The 18470-nt window shown below is 38.9% G+C and carries 12 protein-coding genes and 1 CRISPR repeat array; of the genes, 11 read left to right on the plus strand and 1 reads right to left on the minus strand.

The window, feature by feature from the left end; all coding sequences use genetic code 11:
• The first annotated feature begins 2 nt into the window (after nt 1-2).
• The gene (locus tag AB2U10_RS18355; protein ID WP_367916505.1) at nt 3-209 is read left to right on the plus strand and encodes a helix-turn-helix domain-containing protein; all 207 of its coding nucleotides are present in this window, start codon (nt 3-5) and stop codon (nt 207-209) included.
• 19 nt (nt 210-228) lie between these two features.
• On the opposite strand, the gene AB2U10_RS18360 is transcribed toward AB2U10_RS18355, so the two are convergent.
• Nucleotides 229-813, minus strand: coding sequence for a thymidine kinase (locus AB2U10_RS18360; protein WP_367916506.1), 585 nt, complete (start codon nt 811-813; stop codon nt 229-231).
• Between the two features lie 92 nt (nt 814-905).
• On the opposite strand from AB2U10_RS18360, the gene AB2U10_RS18365 reads away from it, so the two are divergent.
• The 10 genes from AB2U10_RS18365 (at nt 906) to cas2 (ending at nt 12572) form a co-directional block, all read left to right on the plus strand.
• Complete coding sequence (locus AB2U10_RS18365; RefSeq protein ID WP_367916507.1) at nt 906-2210, plus strand: DUF8457 domain-containing protein; 1305 nt, start codon at nt 906-908, stop codon at nt 2208-2210.
• A 237-nt stretch (nt 2211-2447) separates the two neighbouring features.
• Nucleotides 2448-3230 carry a CRISPR-associated endoribonuclease Cas6 gene (locus AB2U10_RS18370; RefSeq protein WP_367916508.1) on the plus strand — a complete coding sequence of 261 codons (783 nt, stop codon included), beginning with the start codon at nt 2448-2450 and terminating at the stop codon, nt 3228-3230.
• 351 nt (nt 3231-3581) lie between these two features.
• Nucleotides 3582-5525: a hypothetical protein gene (locus AB2U10_RS18375; RefSeq protein WP_367916509.1), complete on the plus strand. Its 1944-nt coding sequence runs from the start codon at nt 3582-3584 to the stop codon at nt 5523-5525.
• Nucleotides 5526-5531: 6 nt separating this feature from the next.
• Nucleotides 5532-6446 (plus strand): type I CRISPR-associated protein Cas7, encoded by a 915-nt coding sequence (locus tag AB2U10_RS18380; RefSeq protein WP_367916510.1) that lies wholly within the window; start codon nt 5532-5534, stop codon nt 6444-6446.
• A gap of 11 nt (nt 6447-6457) precedes the next feature.
• Nucleotides 6458-7228: a type I-B CRISPR-associated protein Cas5b gene (cas5b, locus tag AB2U10_RS18385; protein ID WP_367916511.1), complete on the plus strand. Its 771-nt coding sequence runs from the start codon at nt 6458-6460 to the stop codon at nt 7226-7228.
• Nucleotides 7212-9989 (plus strand): CRISPR-associated helicase Cas3', encoded by a 2778-nt coding sequence (gene cas3 / locus AB2U10_RS18390; protein ID WP_367916512.1) that lies wholly within the window; start codon nt 7212-7214, stop codon nt 9987-9989. Before cas5b ends, cas3 begins: the two co-directional genes overlap by 17 nt.
• A gap of 106 nt (nt 9990-10095) precedes the next feature.
• Nucleotides 10096-10614, plus strand: a complete 519-nt coding sequence (locus AB2U10_RS18395) for a protein kinase family protein (RefSeq protein WP_367916513.1) — start codon at nt 10096-10098, stop codon at nt 10612-10614.
• Complete coding sequence (cas4, locus tag AB2U10_RS18400) at nt 10611-11162, plus strand: CRISPR-associated protein Cas4 (RefSeq protein WP_367916514.1); 552 nt, start codon at nt 10611-10613, stop codon at nt 11160-11162. Before AB2U10_RS18395 ends, cas4 begins: the two co-directional genes overlap by 4 nt.
• A gap of 80 nt (nt 11163-11242) precedes the next feature.
• Nucleotides 11243-12250 carry a type I-B CRISPR-associated endonuclease Cas1b gene (gene cas1b, locus AB2U10_RS18405; RefSeq protein ID WP_367916515.1) on the plus strand — a complete coding sequence of 336 codons (1008 nt, stop codon included), beginning with the start codon at nt 11243-11245 and terminating at the stop codon, nt 12248-12250.
• Nucleotides 12251-12308: 58 nt separating this feature from the next.
• Nucleotides 12309-12572: a CRISPR-associated endonuclease Cas2 gene (gene cas2, locus AB2U10_RS18410; protein ID WP_367916516.1), complete on the plus strand. Its 264-nt coding sequence runs from the start codon at nt 12309-12311 to the stop codon at nt 12570-12572.
• 205 nt (nt 12573-12777) lie between these two features.
• Nucleotides 12778-18302: direct repeats of the CRISPR family, unit length 29 nt; unit sequence GTCTTAATCGTATTTTGTGGAATTGAAAC.
• The last annotated feature ends 168 nt before the right edge of the window (nt 18303-18470 follow it).

Consider the following 18470-nt stretch of genomic DNA (forward strand, 5'->3'; position numbering starts at 1 on the left):
CTATGGCTATTGTAGTGAACCTGGATGTGATGATGGCCCGCCGGAAGATATCGCTGAACGAGCTTTCTGAAAAAGTAGACATCACACTTTCTAACCTGTCTATACTCAAAACCGGCAAGGCAAAAGCGGTGCGTTTCAGTACCCTGGAGGCCCTGTGCCGTGCGCTTGACTGCCAGCCGGGAGATTTGCTGGAATACCGGCCCGGCTGAATACCGGCCATTGAAACGGTCAATGGTCAATTCCCTCCCGGAAACAGCTGCGGCAGCGGGCTTCGTATACGTCGTGCTCACCCAGCAGAATCTGGTTTTCAGAGGCGCTCTTCCGGAAAGAGTAATGGGCGATATTTCCGCAGTTTACACAAATGGCGTGCACTTTGGTGACGTATTCAGCTATGGCCATGAGCTGGGGCATGGGGCCGAAAGGCCGGCCGTTAAAGTCCATGTCGAGGCCGGCCAGGATCACCCGTTTCCCGTTATTGGCCAGCTTGTTGACCACATCTACCAGGGCTTCGTCAAAAAACTGGGCTTCGTCAATGCCCACCACGTCGCAGTTGCCGCTGTACAGCAAAATTTCTTCTGCCATATTCACCGGTGTAGACCGGATAGAGTTGCGGTTGTGCGATACAATATCTTCTTCGTCATACCGCACGTCAATGCCCGGTTTGAAGATCTCCACGTTCAGGTTGGCTATCCGCGCCCGGTTCAGCCGGCGGATCAGCTCTTCCGTTTTTCCCGAAAACATAGAACCCGATATCACCTCTATCCAGCCCGTTCCCTTTTCTTTTGAGCGCTTCGTTCCCGGTTCAATAAACATTCTTTAACTTTTTTCGTTGGTATAGTAACCAGTCAAATCAACAAGTTTGTAAATTTGACTGGGAATTTTTTACAAAAAAACAGAATTTAACAATGGCCAACAAGTGGAATACCACCGACATTGAAAAAATTTCTACGGCTTTCACCCAAAAAAACCTGCAGAAGTGCTTTCAAGAAAATGACACCCTCAGCGGTGAGGAAATTGTTTCGGCAACCGCCTTTCCGCAGATCAATTACTTTGTGCTACGTGAGATCTTCTCCCGCTGGGAAGAAGAGAGCGGGCGCCTGAGAAGCCCCTGGTTTGATTTTAATGCCCCTGAGGTTCAGAAATCTTTTGCCGACTTCCGGAACACGCTTTCGCGTTATATCCTGGTAAAGCAGGAAGACTTCGCCGGGCTGCTTGAAAACGCCGTGCGCAAAACCCTGGAGCTTTACCTCAGGCCCGAAGCCTTTTTTGTGGCTGACTTCCGTAACCTGCCTGACTTCAAGCTGACCCGGCCGTGGCTTCATAAAAACCAGGTGTTTTTTAAGCAGTACGACTGGCTGATCCGTGACCTGGGCAAAGCCGTGCAGGGCGACTTCATTTATGCCAACCAGGCCCTTGAAGAAGTGAAGCGCCTGCTGGGCACCCAAACGCACGACTTCAGCGCAGAGGTTGACCGTATAGCCCGCGAGGCCGGCCTGGAAGCAGAAGCCCCCAAAGCTCAGCCACCGGTAAAAGAACCTGAAAACGATAACCTCTCTTTCTTTGAGCGCCTGGTGGCTAACCCGCCCCGGCCCACCTCAGAGTTTCGTGAGCCGGAGGTGTCGCCTTTTGAGCGCATTGTACATAAAGTAAAGGCCGAGGCCGCGCCGGTGGCTGCCCCCGTAACAGAAGCCGCACTGCCTGCTGAGCCCGTGCCTGTAAAAGAGCCCGCCCCTGCAGAGGTGCGCTATGTAAGCACCCCGGTAGCAGAAGAGGTAACGGCGCTTGTGGCTGAGCCGGTGGCTGTTCAGGCTGAGCCGGTAACGGCCACCCCGGTCAGAACAGAAGTGGTGCAGACCCGGGTGGTGATCCGGGAAGAAACCAAAAGCATCTTTGAAGGGCTGAACATCCCTACCCTGAATGACCGCCTCAGCACCGAAGAGCGTAACTCCCTGGCTGACGTACACCAGCGCAGCCGGATAGACTCGCTGAAGGGTAGCATGACGCTCAACCAGCGCTTCGCTTTCCTGAACTCACTTTTTGGTGCTGACCTTAACAGTTTTGAGCAGGCCCTCAGCCAGGTAGAGCAATGCACCACCTTTGACCAGGCCCGTGACGTGCTCGAAACCCGCTACGCCGGCAGGCACAGCTGGAACCTGCAGGGGGAGGACGTAAAAGAGTTCCTGGCGCTGGTGAAGAGAAGATTTAGTTAGAATTCTGTGAGAAATTTGAGCCGGGAGTTTTCCCGGCTTTTTTTGTTTTATATACCTGCAGCTTTTAAAGAAAGGGGCCTGATTTTGTTCAGCATCTGGCTGTGCTTTGTATGGCTGCTTTTACCGGGTTATTCAATATTAAAATTTTATATAATTTTTTGGTATATCGGAATATCCTGAGTACCTTTAGGATAGACACATAGGCCCAAAGAATTATAAACCACCGCCCGGTACTCCATGCGTTTCAGAATCACACTTGTTTCGGAAGACAGAGACCCTGTTTTACCTCTAAATTACAGTTACCCCTTATCTGCTGTTATATATCGTATATTGGCCAAAGGCAACGCTGAATATGCGAGCTTCCTTCACGAAACCGGCTATGGAAAAGGATTTAAGTTTTTTACTTTCAGCCAGGTCAATGTACCTTTTCGTATTGATGGCGACAGGATGTGTCTATTGAAGAGAGAGCTTTACTTTGATGTGGCTTTTCACTTACCCCTAGCCATGGAGAGTTTTGTCAAAGGCTTGTTTCAATCGGAAATAGTAGAAATTGCAGACAAAAAATCCAAAGCCTGTTTCCTGGTAAAGTCGGTAGAGACACTTCCCAACCCGCTTCAAAAATATAAGGTAACTGAATTGGTGAGCCTGGAGCTCACTCCGGTTTCTCCTGTCGTAGCCGGCTTAAAAAATGATAAAGGCTATTATGATTTCCTGTCGCCTGACGATCCCCGTTACGTTGAAAGCCTGATTTTTAACTGGAGGAATAAGATTGAAACCTCGTATGATGCCTCTACTGCTTCTGCAGCTTTGCTTATGATGGAAGTGATACCGATGAGGGGGGCGTTTAAGTCCCGTTTAATAACCATTAAAGCAGACACTCTCCAAGAAACACAGATACGTGGCTGGATGAATTTCAGGTTAAAGGTGACGGGAGAAAGGAGGTTTGTTGACTTATTACTGAATGTGGGTACGGGCGTGTATAATGGGGTGGGGTGTGGATGTGTTAATTACTTGAAATAAAAAAGTCAGTATTTCAAACAATTAGCTTAACTAATTTCAATTCCATCTTAGTACGATTTGTAAACTATTGAGAAATACTGACATGTAAAGATAAGGATAAATTATGGAAAAAGAAAAAATGTAACAATTAGATTAACTATGATTAATTATTATCTTTGTCAAAATTATTTGGCAAATGGAGGATACATATTACATAGTGAGTGATGGAAGTATAATGGATATAGAGAGTTTTATTCTTTATACTCTCCATTTGAAAAAAGAGAATAAGCATTTTGTTTTCACTGAATGGTTTTCCAAAGATGATTTTTCAGACATTGATATATATAATCATTTAACAAAAATGTTAGAGTGATGATAAAAGAACTAATAAATTTTACAAAAAGCCTTGATGAAGAATTTAAGAATCTCGGCTCTGTGCCAAAAGAAGGGTTGCATATTCTCATTAAGAATATCGTAAATGAGAATGGTGGAGTCTCATTAGATTTAGAAAACTTTTACCATGAGCAATATTCAAGAAAGCAGAAAAGTGAACCTTCTGATTTTTTAAACTATTGCAAACTTTTGCATCAAAACGCATGGTGCATTGATACCAATAAGTGTTTCGATTTGCCCATCAAAGCAATTCATACCTGTTCTCCTTTTGCTGTAGGTTTTAAAAGAGAGCATCTGGAGGGGGGAGAAAAGTATACGGAAAATCAAGGTAAGAAGAAACAGATTTATGAGCGCTTTGAAGAGTATTTTAACAAAGCTTTTACATTGTTTGAAAATGAGGAGGACAAAGAGAAGTATGTACAATTTAAACATTTTTTTACGCATAATGAGTTTTCAAAAGTCTTATTAAAAATTGAGAATGAATATGCCATGATCAGAAGCCATTTGGAAGAAAAGGGGGAACAACTAAAAAAAGAACTCAAAGAGATTAACGATAAAGCTCAAAAAGAAGCCGTAAAGGAGAAAATTACTCACACAGAGCAGGAGCTTCTAAAAGTAAAGCCATTAGAAGAGGGTAGCTACGTTATTTTATACCTGGACGTTGCTTTAGAGCTTTATAAAAGTGTTCATAAGAAGTATTTAGACGACAAGCTCTTTAATACGGATAAATACAATACTACACCAAATAATGAAGGGCTGATATTTGGCACCAATAATTTCATGAACGGTTTCAATAGTAACATGCCTTTCCTGATGCACCAAACTGCGAGTTTTGATATCAGTGGCAGGATTTCAAATATAGAGGCAAAACTGTTGAACGACTTGAAAAATATGTTTCCGAATAAAACACTGCCCAACCCCTTACCCATTTTCATCTACCAGAATGAAATGCTACAAGATAGGGTTATAAGTATCTTCAGGGAAAGTGGTTTTAAATTCGGATACAAGGAAATCATTCAAAAGCTTGTCGAAGATACAGAATCGGATATAGCAAACTATTACCTGCTTTTCTGGCAAAATTCAATGGACGGAATTGTTTTTAAAGACTTTGACTTTGTCTCCAGATTTGAATACAAGTTCAAACAGCCGGTAATCATACAAAACCTTTTCGAGATAAAAGAAAAAGGAGGAAAAGCAGATAAACACTACCCACTTATCAAGAATATTTTTGACTTTGAACAACAAGCGTTAAAACCATTGATTCAGAGTAAATATTTACGAGTTGATTATTTCGGAGATCTGAATAAGGAAGATTATGCTAAGTTGGATATGACGTTCGGATCCTACTCCAAATATCGAAAAGCGGTTTACGACTTTGTGTATAAATCACAGCGAAATACTATTGATGGCAATGTGTTTTATGAAATGGTTTTCAATAGTATTTCAGATGACATTAAACATGGTAATGGATATGGCATCAAAGAGAAATTAAATATCTGGTATAGTCTGTATGAGTATTTTAACCCCAAACAAAAAATAAATATGGTAAATAAATTAAAAGAGTATCAGGACTTTGTTTCTGCTATCATAGCGGAAGAACAATTGAATGATATTACAGATGAAAAATTTGCTTTTGCCGCAGGACAGGTTATTGAATATATTCTAAGTAAAAGCAAGTCGGCAGACAGCAGTTATAACCTGCTGGAACCTTATCTCCAACAATCAAGATGTGTGGAATTTAAAAAAAACATAGCAAATGATTTCGGCCGCTACAAACACGAAAATTTTTCCAGAAATTTCGAAAGAGTTGCCGCTTTTGTGTTGAGCTATGAAACCGATGCCAATCTTAAGCATTTATTGCCACAAATTCTTTCCGGAGTTTTTTCAAAAAATCAATTATTTAGTTCAAATTCTTCAAAATAAATTACAATGACAACATTTAATAACCGGGTGTACGGTGCCGCCGTCATCAAATCTATCAATTCCAATTATAATGCAGATTTTTCCGGTCAGCCCCGTAAACTGCCTAATGGAACGGTATATGCTACCGATAAAGCATTGAAGTATTCGATAAGGAATTATTGGAAAGATGCTCTTGGAGAAAAAGTATTCTATTTTAAGTCATTAAGTGAAGAAATGTCTCCGCGTACATTGGATGAAACTTACAATTTGCATTTTGGAAAATTTAATGGAAAGGATAAAAGCCCGGAATTAAGACTGGAGGTTTTGAGTAATATTTTGAAATGTATCGATGTTAGATTATTTGGTGGAACTTATGCAGGTAAAACCAATATTTCTATTCATGGTACATGCCAGATTACGCACGGGTTAAACAAGTTTGTGGAGAATGTTATCTATTCTGAACAAATCATGTCACCGTTCAGAAATTCAAATGAAGCAAGCGCTGAAAGTACGATGACCACTTTAGGCTCTCAATCCCGTTTGCAGGAGGGGCATTACGTTCACCACTTTTCTGTCAATCCCAAAAATATTGAAGACGATACACAACGGGTCAAGGGAGAAGGGGTTACAGAAAGTGATATAGCTAAACTTAAAGAAGGGCTCAGAAAAGGGGCTACTTATTATGACTCTGCTGCAAAAGCCGGTACCGAAAACGAATTACTGCTATGGGTACAGCTAAAGCCGGAGTCAAAAGCAGTATTGCCCTCTTTTGTTAGCCTTATCGGGATTAATGAGGAGAGAGAAATTGATTTATCTAGCGTAAGTACTTTATTGGCAGATACTCAGATTAAAAACGAAATTGAGAGAATAGAAATCTATTATAACAAGTCGAATACTAAAGTATTGAATGAGCCGGCAGGTGCGGTTTTCTCTGAACTCTAAAAGATAAGCCGATGAAATTAATATCATTTGATATACAGGCTGACTTTGCCTTCTTCAGAAAGCCGGAAACCAATAATACTATTAACTTATCCTATAATATCATTCACCGCCCTGCGGCATTAGGTATTTTGGGAGCAATAATTGGGTTAAGCGGATACAAAGAAAAAGGAAAACTTCCTGAATATTATGAAAAGCTGCGAGAAGTCAAAATTGGCATAGAACCGTTGAACCACGATAAAGGCAGCTATAGCAAGACTAATATTAAGTATTCTAATACAGTAGGTTATGCCAATAAAGGCTCTAATTTTTTAACAGAAGAGCTCACTTTGATAAACCCCGGGTATCGAATTTATTTATTGCTGAATTTGGAGAATGCCTACCATAATCAGCTTTATCATTTCATAAAAAACGGAGAGGCTGAATATATTCCCTATTTAGGTAAAAATGAATTTACAGCCTGGTGGAATCAAGATTCCGTTAAAGAATATAGCTACATTCAGAAACAGATATCTAAAGAGGAACGTATTAAAATCAAAACAATCTTTCAGAAAGAAATTGTTCTGAAGGGAAATACGGAAGTCCCCTTCCCTGATTTGCTTAATCTTGATTTTGAGGAAGTGAATTTCCTCTATTTCGAAAGATTACCAAAAGATTTTGATCTTGAGCTGATGCAATATGATATATCAGAATATGCCTTCTCTAATTATTATATAAATAATGCTCATGTCATTGAGGGACTATTTTTTATTCAAGAGTTAAATGCTTATGTCCAGTTGCTATAAGTCAGTAGCTGATATTATAAATGAATTTCCTGCATTAGATACATTCTTAAAAGATGCAGCGTCTTATTTTGCACATTTACCCAAGATAAACAAGAGTACTCCTGAAGAAACATTGGAGGAACATACTTTATTGGTCAATAAATACCTTGTAAAATTAGTAAATGAACACAGGCTTGAAGCTATCATTGACAAATTAGTAGAAGATATTAATGAAAGTGCTCATCCGGAAACAGGAAACTACTTAAAGAAGCTTTTTGTAAATACGATTATTTTTCATGACTTCGGTAAGATAAACGAACGTTTCCAGCTTGATAAAATGCAGAATGAATTATTTAGGGATCGTACATTCAAGAAAAGTCCTATAAATTCAACTCATTCGGCATTAGGTGCTTATATCTATCTGAGCAAGCACCTAAACGAGATTGCTTTAGAGTTTAAACCGAATCGGACTTTAATTACCACCTGTATCTATTTGTCCTATTCGATTTTTAAACATCATAGCAGGCAATTGGATGATGATTGCCTGTACACAACCGGATTTGGAGATTTGAAAGCGAAATTTAATTTCGATGAAGTCAAGGCATTTCTTTCCGGGTATTTACATGCATTTGCCTATAACATTCATCCGAAAATTATTCAACTGATCGGGGAAAATGACTTATTGATTAATCAAAAAGCTTTGTCTACACATCACTCATTTTCACTTTATGCACTATGCCGTTTGAATTTTTCATTACTCACTGCATCTGATTACCTGGCAACCAATGAGTATATGAACCAGTTTCCACTAGAGTATTTTGGCACACTTACAAAAGAGAGAATTGATGAATTATATTGTTTTATAAGCCAGGAAGAATGGATTAATAAAGATGAAGAAAAGAGGAATTACAACAAGTCGGTTAATCAGAAAATCAGCGGCTATGAAATACAAAATCCACAAATAGCCAATGGTGATAATTTGAATATCCTCCGGCAGGAAATGGCAATTGAAGTAATTCAGAATGTTCGTAGATATTATCAAAGCAACCTGTTTTATATCGAAGCCCCGACCGGAGGGGGTAAAACCAATTTATCGGCATTGGCTGCCATAGAATTATTGAAAATATATGAAGGGCAGTACAATAAGGTATTCTATGTTTTTCCTTTTACTACCTTAATCGCACAAACCTATAAATCTCTGAAAGAAACATTGGCTTTGAAGGAGGAAGAAATGGTAGAGCTGCATTCTAAGGCGGGTATAAAAGCAAATAAAGGCATGGAAGATGATGAATACGGAGATGAAAAACTTAATTATATCAATTATCTCTTTGTGAACTTTCCATTTACCTTTTTATCACATATCCGCTTCTTTGATATGTTAAAAACCAACGAAAAAGAAGCCAATTACCTGCTGCATCGTTTAGCTAATTCAGTGGTTATTATTGATGAACTGCAATCGTATAATCCTCAGCATTGGGATAAGGTAATCTATTTTGTAAAGCAATATGCTGATAAATTCAATATCAAATTCATATTGATGTCGGCAACCTTACCCAAACTGGATAAGCTGAATGTCATTAAAGATAAAGTGCAGGATTTTGTTTACCTTTTGCCAAACGCCAAAGAGATGTATTTCAATAATCCAAACTTCGCAGGTCGGGTTTCGTTCAATTTTGACTTATTTGACAGAAATGATCTGGAACTTGAAGAAATTGCAGATAAGTTGATTAGTGAATCTGAAATATATGCTGCAAAAGATTTTGGCAAGGTAAAGCCCCCCGGAAGTGTGTATGCAATCATAGAGTTTATCTTTAAGAAGACTGCAGCTGAGTTTTATCAAATTATTCAAAGAACTAACTTTTTCAATGAGATATTTCTGTTATCAGGCAGCATCCTTGAACACCGAAGAAGATATATTATTAATTTTCTGAAAAATAAATCCAACCGGAACAAGAAAATCCTGCTGATTACTACCCAGGTAGTAGAAGCAGGAGTAGATATTGATATGGACCTGGGTTTTAAAGATCGCTCACTAATAGACAGTGACGAGCAACTGGCTGGAAGAATTAATCGGAATGTTAATAAGCGTGACTGTACGCTCTTCTTATTTAACTATAACAAAGAAGCTATAATTTACGGGCAAGACAAAAGATTAGAGCTAACCCGGAAGCACATCAATAAGGAGCAATATAAAGAAATATTAAGCAAAAAGGATTTTGACAAACTCTATAATATTGTACTAAATGATAGAAATCTTTGGAATGAAAAGGAGATGGTGGAGAATTTTACTGACTATGAAAATAAAATACGATCACTAAAATTCAAATCTGTTCATGAAGACTTCAAGTTAATAAACCAGGAAAATATTTCGTGTTTTGTGCCCGTAAATATCCCTTTACAAGTAGATGGAACAACCGATGAACAGAAAGAAAATATTTTCAGTAAAATAGAGCTGGATTTTCTGAGCAGGTACAATGTATTCCCTAACCACAACGAAGAAATTGAAGGGCGAGAAGTTTTTGATATATACTTAAATCTTATTCTTAATAAACAGGAATTTATCAGGCAAAAAACATATGAAAAGATATTGCAGGGAATTATGTCAAAGTATGTCTTTTCTCTTTTTGCGAACCTGAATGTAGAAAAGCAAATTATCCTTTTTTCAGATGTGGAAAAAAGTAAATTTGGTTATAAATATATTGAACACTGGCCGGAGTTATATGACATAGAGAGTGGAATGCGGGATAAGGATTTTAACAGTAATGAAACCCAGTTTTTATGATAACGTTTAATTTACTGTTCTAACTGCATACTCCCTGATTTTAAAACCGAAGAAGAATATTTTATATTAGTACAGCAATTGATTATCTTACTAGAATCGTAATGAAATGAAATACCCCCGCCTCCTGTCCTCCGGTGCAAATAACCGAGTAATCGTCCTTAATGAACAGGAAGTTGCCAAACTTTTTGTAGGTGACAGCCGCTCTGACATTGGCTCTGAAGCAGAAAAAATGCGTTATGCCAACCAGGTCAATGATTTGGTAGTGAAATTCAAACACCTGGATTTCAATGAGGAATTGCAAGCGGAAATGCTGGTGATGGAAAGAATCTACCCTATAGATTTCAGGGCGTATGAAGTAGAACGAAGAGAACTCTGGCTGGATGTGTTTATGGATGAAATACGCCAGTTGCATCGTGCGGGTTTTGTACATCGTGATATAAAAAGGCCTTCTAACCTCACTGGTCTGGCATTTGATAATATTCTCCTTACGAATTCGGGTTTACGCCTTATTGATGTTGGAATATCAGCTATTAGGGAAAAAGTAGGAGATACTATTTTCAAAAAGTATATGGAAATTGAACTGGCAGAGCTGAATGAATTTACAGAATATTTTCTGAACCGATGAACATTAATGCGACTCTTGTCAACCTTTACCACGTTTGTAAGCGGGAATGCTGGTTACATGCCAACGGCGTACGGATGGAACACACCAGTGAGGTTGTTTATGACGGGAAACTACTGCACGAGATCAGTTATCCCCAGCGGGCTGAAAAACATACGGAGATTGAACTATCAGCAAGGCTATCTCCTAAGAGCAAGAATGGGAAGGAAATTACACTTTACGGAAAAATAGACTTTTATGATGCGCGTAACAAGATTATTCATGAAACCAAACGGAGCGACAAAGTAGAAAATGCACACGAGTGGCAAGTGAAATATTATCTGTGGCTGTTGAAATTAAATGGTATAGACCACGTTTCGGCTATTTTGGAATATCCCCTCATAAGGCATACCAGTCATTTGGATTTGAGAGAAACAGATGAACAGTACTTAGAAGAGGTGGTTATAAAAGTGGCTGAACTTAAAGATGGGGAGGAGTGTCCGCCGGTAATCCATACCAAAATATGTAAAAGTTGCTCCTATTACGAATTATGCTATGTGGATGAGGAATAGGTTCCATCTTGCTATTCATAATTGTAAATTTTATTTCCTTCATCCTTAAAAAATTACAGAACAATTCATCCAGGCCCTATATGAAAAAAACCTACTATCTATTTAATCCCGGCCGCATGAGCCGCAAAGACAATACCCTGAAATTTACGCCGGTAGACGAAAAAGGCCTGGAAGGTGCCCCTAAATATATACCGGTGGAAGGAGTAAGCGAGTTTTACTGTTTCGGAGCTTTGGATGCCAACAGTGCCTTATATAATTTCCTGGGGAAAGAACAAATAGCGGTACACTTTTTTGACTATTACGAACATTACACGGGGAGTTTTATGCCAAAAGAATATCTTTTGGCAGGGAAAATGCAAATAGAACAAACTAAACGATACACAGATAAGAAAAAAAGACTGGAAATAGCCCGGAAGTTTGTGAGTGGGGCAGCCTTTAATATGGGCAAGAATCTGAAATATTATATTAACCGGGAAAAAGATCTTTCGGCCATCCTGGAAACCATGGAGGGATATGCCATGGCCATTGATCATGCTACTGATATCGATGAGCTGATGGGTATAGAAGGGAATATACGACAAACCTATTATCCGGCTTTTGATACAATTATTTCGGGTGACTTTCAGATGGAGAACCGGTCGAAATGTCCGCCAAAAAATGAGATCAATGCCTTGATTTCATTTGGAAATATGCTTTGTTATACACTTTGCCTGAATCAAATCTACCATACGCAGTTGAATCCTACTATCAGCTTTCTTCATGAACCCGGTTACAGGAGATTTTCACTGGCACTGGATCTGGCCGAAATCTTTAAACCCCTGTTGGTAGACCGGCTCATTTTCAGATTGTTGAACAAAAGAGAGATTCAAAGTAAAGATTTTGACCACCAGCTGAATGCCTGTTTATTAAAAGATGGAGGCAGGAAAACTTTTGTAAAAGCCTGGGAAGAAAGGATCAATGAGACCTTCAAACATCCGGTACTGAAGAGAAACGTAAGTTATAAACATCTGGTAAAGCTGGAGTGTTACAAATTAACCAAGCATATTCTGGGTATGGATGAGTATAAACCTTTTAAGGCCCGATGGTGAATTGGAATAATGTCGCTGATAACAATAACCTATACTTTATAACTTTAATCCTCTTATAATGTATATTATTTTAGTTTATGACATAGCAGAAAAACGAGTATCAAAGATGTTAAGGCTATGCCGTCAATACCTGAACTGGATACAGAACAGTGTTTTTGAAGGAGAAATCACCGAAGTTAAACTAAAGGAACTGCTATGTCGCGCCAAAGAAATCATGGATAAAGAAGCAGATAGTATCATTATCTTTAAAAGCAGAGGCGAAAAATGGCTGGAAAAGGAGGTTGTCGGAAAGGAGAAGAACGAGTTGGACAATTTCCTGTAATTGTCGATCATCTCCATTAAGCCTTAAAAGTTCTTTGATATTTTGTAATCAATAAATGATCGTCAGAAAATCAACAAGTTAAGGGGTTGTCGATGCCCTGCTTGAATTTTATTATCAGGGGTCGACAACTTTTTCAGCTTAAAAATCCTATTTTTGAAAAATTAAAGCCTTGAAAAACAGGCTTTTTTACTCGTCAAAGCGACGGGTCTTAATCGTATTTTGTGGAATTGAAACCTTTTGAAAATTCATCTTCACCCCGGCTTACAGTCGTCTTAATCGTATTTTGTGGAATTGAAACCTGATTTCCGGTTCGCCAGCTCATGAATCCACCGCGGTCTTAATCGTATTTTGTGGAATTGAAACTTTAATGTTTTCCGTAGTATTGTAAACAATATTGACGTCTTAATCGTATTTTGTGGAATTGAAACAGAACTTGCCTACCTGCTTTGGATTTGGCATTTTGGTCTTAATCGTATTTTGTGGAATTGAAACTCCGATTAAAGTTGTGTTTGGTTATTAATCGGACAGTCTTAATCGTATTTTGTGGAATTGAAACCGGTGTCGTACTTTGCGACCTCCAACCCCCTGTACAGTCTTAATCGTATTTTGTGGAATTGAAACAAACCAGAATTCGATTTCGAAGCCATACTGGATAAAGTCTTAATCGTATTTTGTGGAATTGAAACGCTTCAGGGGATGCGTATGAACCGCAAACGGTAAATTGTCTTAATCGTATTTTGTGGAATTGAAACATTTTAGAACCTGAATTACTGAAAAATAAAAAGCTGTCTTAATCGTATTTTGTGGAATTGAAACGTTCCTTACGATGGTAGACACCATTAAAGCCGCAGTAAGTCTTAATCGTATTTTGTGGAATTGAAACGAAAATTATAGATAGTGAGCGTTACCGGGAAGTTGTCTTAATCGTATTTTGTGGAATTGAAACCCATTCCCAACCGAAGAATACAGTATCGGCATAGAGTCTTAATCGTATTTTGTGGAATTGAAACAAAATTTAGCCCTGGACACCATTGAAGCCAACACCGTCTTAATCGTATTTTGTGGAATTGAAACGAGATTCTTAGCATGTTTACCGAAGAAGAGATAGAGTCTTAATCGTATTTTGTGGAATTGAAACAGCCTTGCCTTTTCGGCCGTGATTGTTTCGATTTCGGTCTTAATCGTATTTTGTGGAATTGAAACTAATGATGGTTTGTTCCGTTTTGAGGGGGAAACCCCGTCTTAATCGTATTTTGTGGAATTGAAACGGTTGAATTAGATGCTGTTCGCCCGGAAGTCCTGGTGTCTTAATCGTATTTTGTGGAATTGAAACCTACAAGGGCTATGATTCACGGCATTGAGACCGAAGTCTTAATCGTATTTTGTGGAATTGAAACTGCTTATGCGTGCATGCATGCTACCATTACACCAGTGTCTTAATCGTATTTTGTGGAATTGAAACAGATATATGAAATTCTTAAAGCCGTAAAAAACACGTCTTAATCGTATTTTGTGGAATTGAAACTCATGGTTGGCGGTAAGCGTAAGTACAGGAGCACGGGTCTTAATCGTATTTTGTGGAATTGAAACTCAGTTAGTTTCAATTGGGATGACTAACGACATTCAGTCTTAATCGTATTTTGTGGAATTGAAACGTTAATAAGTACTTTCATGATTATCTTTACGATCAGTCTTAATCGTATTTTGTGGAATTGAAACATAACTACCCGGCTCTTTACTGGTATCGGTCTTACGTCTTAATCGTATTTTGTGGAATTGAAACTTGACAACGTATAACAGGGCATTGTCTGGCAAAAGAGTCTTAATCGTATTTTGTGGAATTGAAACAGCGATGCCACCTTGATCATGCATTTCGGCCGATGGGGTCTTAATCGTATTTTGTGGAATTGAAACCATATTGAAATAAATCGGCAGTGGGCCGGTAAGGTGTCTTAATCGTATTTTGTGGAATTGAAACATCTTGTCTGTGGCGATATTGATACAGCTACAAAAGTCTTAATCGTATTTTGTGGAATTGAAACTGACAACGGAGGCGCGGGATGATTGGGAGTACTACAGTCTTAATCGTATTTTGTGGAATTGAAACTTTTATAATGGTTTTAAGAAGGGGAGCTTTGCGCCGTCTTAATCGTATTTTGTGGAATTGAAACAAATCATCGAGCAGGAGATTTCACGGGCAAAAAACATGTCTTAATCGTATTTTGTGGAATTGAAACTAAAGAAATTGGAATCAAAGCTGTCAAAATCCCATTCGTCTTAATCGTATTTTGTGGAATTGAAACCTATAACGATCAGGCCGATGAAAACCAGCCGGTTCAGTCTTAATCGTATTTTGTGGAATTGAAACGAACTGATCTCCTTTTCGGAGGACAAGAGCCGAATCGTCTTAATCGTATTTTGTGGAATTGAAACTTTCGATAGAACCATGAACTACGAGGTGATATATGGTCTTAATCGTATTTTGTGGAATTGAAACAGATCATCGAGCAGGAGATTTCACGGGCAAAAAACAGTCTTAATCGTATTTTGTGGAATTGAAACTACACAACAGCTGCGAATTCCGAATAAGGCACATCGGTGGTCTTAATCGTATTTTGTGGAATTGAAACGACTCTATAAAATGGGTAGTGGTGAGGGGTTATAGCGTCTTAATCGTATTTTGTGGAATTGAAACTTCCGGATCCGGATCCGGATATCCCTGGCCTCGTTGTCTTAATCGTATTTTGTGGAATTGAAACAAGCGCACAAGACTGTCACGGATGGCGGCGGTATTTGTCTTAATCGTATTTTGTGGAATTGAAACCTGCAGCTGAGTTCTTCCGGAGGGTGACACCTATAGTCTTAATCGTATTTTGTGGAATTGAAACAGATGATGCAAATGCTCAAGCACAAAATGATATAAATGGTCTTAATCGTATTTTGTGGAATTGAAACGCAAGTATGAGGCTGCCGTAGATAGAACCGTACCGGGGTCTTAATCGTATTTTGTGGAATTGAAACAATACTAAAGTTTTGTTTCTGATGTTTTTTCGGCGAATGTCTTAATCGTATTTTGTGGAATTGAAACCTTTAAATGCCGTAGTCAGGGTGTGTTTTCGGTCCGGTCTTAATCGTATTTTGTGGAATTGAAACGACGAGACCTCATTCACTAAGCAGTCGTTTTATAGTCTTAATCGTATTTTGTGGAATTGAAACTAATCACCGGCAATGAGCTTATAGATTCCGGTCTTCGTCTTAATCGTATTTTGTGGAATTGAAACCGGTTACCCAGGCGGTTAGATCCCGAAGCTCTTCGTGTCTTAATCGTATTTTGTGGAATTGAAACAGTGTTTCCAGCACAATGTTTTTGAATGAATAAAAGTCTTAATCGTATTTTGTGGAATTGAAACAAAATTAAATCTTGGGTCTCTACGGTTACAGGAAAAGGTCTTAATCGTATTTTGTGGAATTGAAACTAAACTCCGAAAGAGGAGCATGAGCGCGGATAACTGTCTTAATCGTATTTTGTGGAATTGAAACAACACTTAGACACGAATCTATTCATGTGCGGCAGGGTCTTAATCGTATTTTGTGGAATTGAAACAATATAGTAAGACTGCAGAGCGCGCTAAGTGGCCTGGTCTTAATCGTATTTTGTGGAATTGAAACGGAAAAATGATCCTGAATTTGTTGCCGACATGAAAGTCTTAATCGTATTTTGTGGAATTGAAACATAGGTAATAATACCATTTCCCTGTCCGGGGTAATGTCTTAATCGTATTTTGTGGAATTGAAACATACTATACAAATTCCCGGCGGCAACGTCGCTACAGTCTTAATCGTATTTTGTGGAATTGAAACGCCGCTAGGAAACGTTTTGATGACCTCTGCCTGGACGTCTTAATCGTATTTTGTGGAATTGAAACTAAAACCACCGAACGGCACAAGAGCTTCCGAACCTTGTCTTAATCGTATTTTGTGGAATTGAAACTGCTGCCAAGCACGTTTGCGGAGCTGGGTGAGGGCGTCTTAATCGTATTTTGTGGAATTGAAACGCACTGGTTTGTCTTAAATCGCTAGCAAGATCCAGTCTTAATCGTATTTTGTGGAATTGAAACGAAAACGCTGATTTTCAGCACTTTAACTATTATTATGTCTTAATCGTATTTTGTGGAATTGAAACTAAAGCCACCAAACGGAACGAGAGCCTCCGAGCCTGTCTTAATCGTATTTTGTGGAATTGAAACGCCTGAAGTCGTTGTATCGCTGCCGCTGTATCTTGTCTTAATCGTATTTTGTGGAATTGAAACGACGATACTGTGTTGTCTACTAAAGACACACAACCCGTCTTAATCGTATTTTGTGGAATTGAAACACCTCAGTAATGACCACAAGCTCACCCTCGATATGGTCTTAATCGTATTTTGTGGAATTGAAACGAAAGTATCTAAATAATGTTCATAGAGTGGAGATTGTCTTAATCGTATTTTGTGGAATTGAAACATGATAAACCTAGTTCTCTCTTAAGTTCTTCTTTGTCTTAATCGTATTTTGTGGAATTGAAACATAGTAGTCCCTTCTAGTTCTATCTCTACAAACAAAGTCTTAATCGTATTTTGTGGAATTGAAACACGGTAAGCCATTGCCCCGAACAGACAGCTTCACTGTCTTAATCGTATTTTGTGGAATTGAAACGGGCCTGGGATATTCCTTCTGCACTCCGTTCGTCAAGTCTTAATCGTATTTTGTGGAATTGAAACGATATATAGTCATTTCCGATAGTGGATATATTAATGTCTTAATCGTATTTTGTGGAATTGAAACGGTATTTTTTGAGAGGGTCTATCATTTAGCACAAAAGTCTTAATCGTATTTTGTGGAATTGAAACAATATACAACCTCTATAAGGATCAACAGAACATTGGAGTCTTAATCGTATTTTGTGGAATTGAAACGCGATACCCACACCGGCGGCAATGCCAGCCAGCTTGTCTTAATCGTATTTTGTGGAATTGAAACATGGCCATGTACTGAATCCCGAAAAGTGTCAGGAAGTCTTAATCGTATTTTGTAGAATTGAAACTAAATAGAGATCAGCGGTTCTTTGCGGATGGGAGGCGTCTTAATCGTATTTTGTAGAATTGAAACAGACTAATCACTTTATTTACCTCGGCCCAGGTGCGGTCTTAATCGTATTTTGTAGAATTGAAACAAAGTTTGACGAAATGGACGGCCAGGCCGACGGTGAGTCTTAATCGTATTTTGTAGAATTGAAACAGTATTTTTTCGACTACAAGGTAGAGTTCCGGTTCATGTCTTAATCGTATTTTGTAGAATTGAAACACTTCGGAGCAGGTGTACTCATATGATACCACTGACAGTCTTAATCGTATTTTGTAGAATTGAAACAAGCATCTTCACCCCCCGCTCCAACATCGTTTCAAGTCTTAATCGTATTTTGTAGAATTGAAACAGAGTTAGCGGCCATAAAGATAACGGGAACAGCAAAAGTCTTAATCGTATTTTGTAGAATTGAAACTTCCTGTATGCCTTCAGATCGTCACCAGCAAGCTGTCTTAATCGTATTTTGTAGAATTGAAACTCCCTACACTCCCACACGTGACCCGTCGCAAAACCGTCTTAATCGTATTTTGTAGAATTGAAACTTTGATCTGTCTGGTGCCAAAAACAAGGGGGATGCGTCTTAATCGTATTTTGTAGAATTGAAACGAGCCTGAAAGCCCTGGGTTCTACCCTGATGGGCCGTCTTATGCATATTTCGGAGACGTTGACCCCTCGTTTCGGTTTTCGTTGACCCGTGGGCGCTTATTGGTGATAGGATTATTATACTGCCAAAGTTACCTGTTTTTTCTTAATGAATCTCCCTTGAGTTCGATT

Source organism: Leadbetterella sp. DM7 (genome assembly GCF_040829825.2).
Classification (GTDB): domain Bacteria; phylum Bacteroidota; class Bacteroidia; order Cytophagales; family Spirosomataceae; genus Leadbetterella.

Excerpts from the sequence above, each read along its gene's own strand:
- AB2U10_RS18355 (WP_367916505.1), top strand. The coding sequence starts at position 3 with ATGGCTATTGTAGTGAACCTGGATGTGATGATGGCCCGCCGGAAGATA.
- AB2U10_RS18360 (WP_367916506.1), bottom strand. The coding sequence starts at position 813 with ATGTTTATTGAACCGGGAACGAAGCGCTCAAAAGAAAAGGGAACGGGC.
- AB2U10_RS18365 (WP_367916507.1), top strand. The coding sequence starts at position 906 with ATGGCCAACAAGTGGAATACCACCGACATTGAAAAAATTTCTACGGCT.
- AB2U10_RS18370 (WP_367916508.1), top strand. The coding sequence starts at position 2,448 with ATGCGTTTCAGAATCACACTTGTTTCGGAAGACAGAGACCCTGTTTTA.
- AB2U10_RS18375 (WP_367916509.1), top strand. The coding sequence starts at position 3,582 with ATGATAAAAGAACTAATAAATTTTACAAAAAGCCTTGATGAAGAATTT.
- AB2U10_RS18380 (WP_367916510.1), top strand. The coding sequence starts at position 5,532 with ATGACAACATTTAATAACCGGGTGTACGGTGCCGCCGTCATCAAATCT.
- cas5b (WP_367916511.1), top strand. The coding sequence starts at position 6,458 with ATGAAATTAATATCATTTGATATACAGGCTGACTTTGCCTTCTTCAGA.
- cas3 (WP_367916512.1), top strand. The coding sequence starts at position 7,212 with ATGTCCAGTTGCTATAAGTCAGTAGCTGATATTATAAATGAATTTCCT.
- AB2U10_RS18395 (WP_367916513.1), top strand. The coding sequence starts at position 10,096 with ATGAAATACCCCCGCCTCCTGTCCTCCGGTGCAAATAACCGAGTAATC.
- cas4 (WP_367916514.1), top strand. The coding sequence starts at position 10,611 with ATGAACATTAATGCGACTCTTGTCAACCTTTACCACGTTTGTAAGCGG.
- cas1b (WP_367916515.1), top strand. The coding sequence starts at position 11,243 with ATGAAAAAAACCTACTATCTATTTAATCCCGGCCGCATGAGCCGCAAA.
- cas2 (WP_367916516.1), top strand. The coding sequence starts at position 12,309 with ATGTATATTATTTTAGTTTATGACATAGCAGAAAAACGAGTATCAAAG.